The organism is Streptomyces sp. SBT349 (assembly GCF_001083795.1).
Taxonomy (GTDB): domain Bacteria; phylum Actinomycetota; class Actinomycetes; order Streptomycetales; family Streptomycetaceae; genus Streptomyces.
The window spans coordinates 1-2,953 of sequence record NZ_LAVK01000560.1 but is presented as its reverse complement, the minus strand read 5'-3'; the positions used below and the strand labels follow the sequence as shown (position 1 = coordinate 2,953).

Below are 2,953 nucleotides of genomic sequence, written 5' to 3'. Positions count from 1 at the left end.
GCGCCGGTTCCTTCGGTCCCGTCGGTCCCGCTCACTGGTCACGCTCCCTCTCCCGCTCCCGCGCGCGGCGGATCTCGGCGAGCACCTCGTCGGTGTGCTCGCCGATCACCGGCGGGTGCCTGCGGGTGGTGGCCGGGGTGCGGTCGGGGGGGATCGGCGGGGGCCGGCCCCTCCTCCCGGCCCCCGCCGCGACCGCGGACTTGACGAGGGAGGCCGAGACCTGGCTGACCTCCGCCGAGCTTGCCGACGCGCCGCTGGTGGTCCTCACCCACGGTGCGGTGGCCACCGGCGCCGACGAGGACGTGCCCCACCTGGAACAGGCCGCGCTGTGGGGCCTGGTGCGTTCCCTGCAAGCCACCCACCCCGGCCGCATGGCCATCGTGGACACGGACGGCACCCACGACGAGGGGGAGTTCGTCCCCGCCCTGTCGGCCGCGGTGGCGTCGGGGGAGCCGCAGAGCGCGGTCCGCTCCGGCGTCGTGCTGCTGCCACGCCTCGAACGCGTCGCCCTGGACACCGAGCGGGACACCGCCCCGGCCTTCGACCCGGAAGGCACCGCGGTCGTCACCGGAGTGGACACCCGGCGCGGCGCCGCGATCGCCGAGCACCTGGTGAGCGGATACGGCATCCGGCGACTGCTGCTGATCGCCCCACCGGGGCAGGGCGGCCGGGTCGCCGAACTGTGCGAGCGGCTCACCGCGGACGGAGCCGACGTCCAGCTCGTCGCATGCGACCTGGACGACCGGACGAAGCTGAGGCGGGCGCTGGCCAAGGCGCCCAGCTCCCTGAACGTTGTCGTCCACGCCTGGGAGGCCGTGGACGAGCCGTCCGACAGGCGAGTGGCGGCCGAGGCCAGGACGCTGCACGCACTCACCCGGCACCCCGAGCTCGCCGCCTTCGTGCTGTTCTCCTCGACCAAGGGGCTGCTGGGCGCGGCGGGGGAGACCACCGAGGCCGCCTCGGCCGCCTTCCTCGACGCCTACGCCCAGCATCTGCGCGTCCGGGGCATCCCCGCCCGATCCATCGCCTGGGGGCCCTGGGACGGTGAGACGGACGGCACGACCGGCACGCTCAGCCCGCAGCGAGCACTCGCGGCCCTGGACGCGGCCCTGGGAGTGGACCAGGCCCAACTCGTCGCGATGAAGCTGGACCCGGACGCCGTGCCGGCCGGTGCCCTCTCACCGCTGCTCCGGGAGCTGGTCGACGTCCCCGTCCGCACCGCCACCGGAGACGAGGCCGTCACGGCCGCCCTGCGGGAGCGGCTGGCAGACATGCCCGAGGCCGAACGGGACCGGCTGCTCACCGAGCTCGTCCGGGAACAGCTCGCCGATCTGCTCGGCCTCTCCGGCACGCGCGCCGTCGAGCCCGACCGGGCGTTCACCGACCTGGGCCTGACCTCGGTCACCGTGGTGGAGCTGCGCAACCGGCTGAGCGAGGCCACCGGGCTCCGCCTGCCCGCCACCTCCGCCTTCGACCACCCCACACCGGCGGCACTGGCCGGCATGCTGCGGCGCGAGCTGTTCGGCGGCGGTGCGACGTCGGTCCCGACCGCGACCCCGGCCACGGCTCCGACCGCGGCCGACGAGCCGATCGCGATCGTGGGGATGGCGTGCCGGCTGCCGGGTGGGGTGGCCTCGCCGGAGGATCTGTGGGAGTTGGTGGCGTCGGGTGGGGACGCGGTCGGCGGCTTCCCGGACGACCGTGGCTGGGACCTGGAGGATCTGTTCGATCCGGATCCGGATCATGCGGGGACGAGCTACGTCTGTGAGGGCGGTTTCCTGTATGACGCGGGGGAGTTCGATGCCGAGTTCTTCGGTATCTCGCCGAGTGAGGCGTTGGCGATGGATCCGCAGCAGCGGTTGCTGCTGGAGACGTCCTGGGAGGCGTTGGAGCGGGCCGGTATTGATCCGACGGCCTTGCGTGGCACGGATGTCGGTGTGTATTTCGGCACGCTCAACCAGGACTACGCCACGAATCTGGACACCGTCCCCGAGGGGGTCGAGGGGTACCTGATGACCGGCGGGGCGGGCAGTGTGCTGTCCGGTCGGGTGTCGTACACGCTGGGGTTCGAGGGACCTGCGGTGACGGTGGACACGGCGTGCTCGTCGTCGCTGGTGGCGTTGCATCTGGCGGCGCAGGCGTTGCGGTCGGGTGAGTGCTCGATGGCGCTGGCCGGAGGGGCCACCGTCATGTCCACGCCCAGCGCCTTCGTCGGCTTCTCCCGCCAGCGGGGGCTGGCCGCCGACGGGCGGTGCAAGTCGTTCGCGGCCGGGGCCGACGGAACGGGATGGGCCGAGGGCGTCGGTGTGCTGCTCCTGGAGCGTTTGTCGGACGCGGAGCGGCTGGGGCATCGGGTGCTGGCGGTGGTGCGGGGCAGCGCGGTGAACCAGGACGGCGCGTCCAACGGCCTGACGGCGCCCAGCGGCCCTTCGCAGCAACGGGTGATACGCGATGCCCTGAACGCCGCCCGTCTCGCCCCCTCCGACGTGGACGTGGTGGAAGGCCACGGTACGGGTACGAAGCTGGGCGACCCGGTGGAGATCCAGGCTTTGCTGGCCACCTATGGGCAGGGCCGTGAGCGTCCGTTGTGGCTGGGTTCGTTGAAGTCGAATATCGGTCATGCGCAGGCGGCCGCGGGTGTGGCCGGCGTGATCAAGATGGTGATGGCGTTGCGGCACGGCGTGCTGCCGCGGACGCTGCATGTGGATGTGCCCTCGTCGCAGGTGGACTGGTCGGCGGGTGCGGTGGAGTTGCTGGCCGAGGAGCGGTCGTGGCCGGAGACGGGGCGTCCCCGGCGGGCGGGTGTGTCCGCGTTCGGGGTGAGTGGTACGAACGCTCACGTCATCCTGGAGCAGTCCTCGGTGGGGGTTCCGGAGCAGTCTCCGGTGGGTGGTGTGGTGCCGTTGGTGGTGTCGGGGCGTGGTGGTGAGGGGTTGCGGGGGCAGGCTCGGCG

The 2,953-nt window shown here is 72.9% G+C and carries 2 protein-coding genes; one reads left to right on the top strand and one right to left on the bottom strand.

Annotated features, from left to right (window positions below; all coding sequences use genetic code 11):
* Positions 1–31: 31 nt before the first annotated feature.
* The gene (locus tag ADY01_RS39570) at positions 32–268 is read right to left on the bottom strand and encodes a hypothetical protein (protein ID WP_159001623.1); all 237 of its coding nucleotides are present in this window, start codon (positions 266–268) and stop codon (positions 32–34) included.
* Here ADY01_RS39570 and ADY01_RS40085 point away from each other — a divergent pair.
* Positions 258–2,953, top strand: a 2,696-nt coding sequence (locus ADY01_RS40085; RefSeq protein WP_199826388.1) for a type I polyketide synthase, incomplete at its 3' end; no start/stop codon positions are given. The two genes, ADY01_RS39570 and ADY01_RS40085, sit on opposite strands and share 11 nt — an antisense overlap.